The sequence below is a fragment of the Streptomyces callyspongiae genome, from assembly GCF_047200695.1.
Taxonomy (GTDB): domain Bacteria; phylum Actinomycetota; class Actinomycetes; order Streptomycetales; family Streptomycetaceae; genus Streptomyces.
The window spans coordinates 1-684 of the sequence record NZ_JBJZOM010000052.1 but is presented as its reverse complement, the minus strand read 5'-3'; the positions used below and the strand labels follow the sequence as shown (position 1 = coordinate 684).

Below are 684 nucleotides of genomic sequence, written 5' to 3'. Positions count from 1 at the left end.
AAGGAGGGCCGGAGCGGTCCCGGGCTGCAGGACCTGCTGGCGGGGTTCGCCGTCCGGTGCGGGGAAGACGGTGCGCAGCGCCTCGTGGCGCGCGACGACATCGCCGAGGGCGTCCCGCAGCGCCTGCTGGTCGACCGTGCCCCGGAGGCGGACGGTGAACGCCACGTTGTACAGCGCGGACGGTCCGGCCGCCTGGTCCAGGAACCAGATGCGCTGCTGGGCCGGGGCCAGGCGTCCGTCCTGCGGGCGCGTTCCCGCCGTGAGCACCGGCCGTGCACGCGGTGCGTCCGCCACCACCCGGGCCAACTCCGCTGCGGTGGGCGCGCGGAAGACGTCACCGACCGACACCTCGACCCCGAGCTCCGAGCGGACGCGGCTGACGAGGCGGGCCGCGAGCAGCGAATGTCCACCGAGTTCCAGGAAACTCGTGTCCGCACCCACTTCTCCCCAACCCAGAATGTCCGCGAAAAGCCCGCACAGCTGCTTCTCCAGCGGAGTGCCGGCAGCGCGACCACCGGCGGCAGTTCCGCGGAAGTCCGGCACGGGAAGGGCGGCGCGGTCGAGTTTTCCGTTGGGGGTCAGCGGCAGGGAGTCGAGAAAGACCCAGCTGCTCGGCACCATGTATGCGGGGAGTTGCTCGGTCGCATAGTTCCGCAGATCGGCGGCAACGGGATCAGCCCCCTC

The 684-nt window shown here is 71.8% G+C and carries 1 protein-coding gene; it reads right to left on the bottom strand.

What is annotated here, in order from left to right; genetic code table 11:
- The coding region (locus tag ACL06G_RS21475; RefSeq protein ID WP_412788166.1) for a phosphopantetheine-binding protein at positions 1-684 on the bottom strand (684 nt) is incomplete at both ends.